1 protein-coding gene is annotated in these 1,399 nt (G+C 45.7%); it reads right to left on the bottom strand.

Annotation, left to right across the window (positions count from 1 at the left end):
- On the bottom strand, positions 1–1,346 hold a 1,346-nt coding region (locus U4E84_RS17420; RefSeq protein ID WP_322533353.1), incomplete at its 3' end, for an N-6 DNA methylase.
- Positions 1,347–1,399 lie beyond the last annotated feature (53 nt).

Raw genomic sequence — 1,399 nt, 5'->3', positions numbered from 1 at the left:
TCATTGAAGAACTTGGGGTGGAGAATCTCTGGAGGTTCGAGAGTGCCCAAATCAAACCAAACATCCCGATTTTCACAGGTCGCCCCAGTATTGTGTTCCTCACGCTCTCCCCACTTAATATACGCTAGTGCCCCAGAGTAGCCATCTCGTTCAAGTGTATTTTTCACTCTAGTAACTAAATCGGAGTCATTTGCGAGCCCAGCAGTATCACGCTCTACTTGTTGGACATAGTCGTGAATATCGAAAAAGTACTTCTGGGTATCCTCAAACCGGACAACACGTGAGTCCACATCACGAATACTTTTGATCGCCGGTAGTAGGAATCTCTCATCTATATCCCAGTCTTGGCGATCTTCTTCACTTACAAAGAAGAAATCAACTGCACCAGACATCTCTCCGCGTTTTATGTCGCCAATATCGTCTAGCGGAACGAGAGCCGGGTGTTCAAGCAATTCAATAAACTCACTTGGGGCCCGGATATATGGTAGAAGTTTACCCGGTCCAATGTCCATCAGATACGATTGATCAACAGCGGTTACGCGATAAGCCGGTCGATCCCGGATTTCCATATATGCGCCTTTAGGGGTCTGATAGTCCACCGAAACTGTATCAATAATATCCTCAGCATCCATTGACTCCCGTATCCGAATGAACGGAATTGTCGTGTCTTCACGTTCTTGTTGGTCTTCACACCGTTCAATCATTAGGAGGACAGTATCAACCAGTGCGTCCTCAAAAGCTCGTGATGTGAATCCAACAACACCCTCAATTTTGTAGTGATCAAATAGGAACTGCTGGAGGGATTCACCGTAGCGCGTGGTCAGCCATTTGTTTGGAACGATGAACGCGAGACGACCACCTTGTTTAAGAAATTGAGTTGCATGTGTGATGAAATACACATAAGCATCCGACTGCGCACTGATCGATTTCGATCCATCAAGATAGGTAGTGTATCCTTCTCTACCGAAAGCTCTGAGATGTGTCCGGAAGTGTTCCTTATTCGGATGTAGTTCTCCTTGACGAATATACGGTGGATTACCAACAACAGCATCAAACGTCCCGAGCTCTCCAGACTCCTCAGAATTATCAATCCGGCTATCAAGAAGGCGATTCGTTTCTGGATCAATATTAAAGAAACTGTCATGGAAGATGTGAAGCCGGTCCGTTTTTTCTTGAATATTCTGAGATGAGAGGTTTAGTGCCGTCAAATGGAGTGGGAAGCGGTTGATGTCAACTGCTACTAATCCATCAATGAGCTCTTGATGACTCGTATTCCCGTATAAATCTTTGAGAATATTATAACTTTCAACAGTAAATGTCACAATCCCACAGGCGGGATCAAGCACGCGAGGGCGTGTTTCTGACGGCTGACCTATTCCCTCCTCTGGCCGTGAAATAG

Origin of the sequence: Halorubrum sp. AD140 (genome assembly GCF_034497445.1) — an archaeon.
Taxonomy (GTDB): domain Archaea; phylum Halobacteriota; class Halobacteria; order Halobacteriales; family Haloferacaceae; genus Halorubrum.
This window is presented reverse-complemented; position numbering and strand designations above follow the sequence as displayed.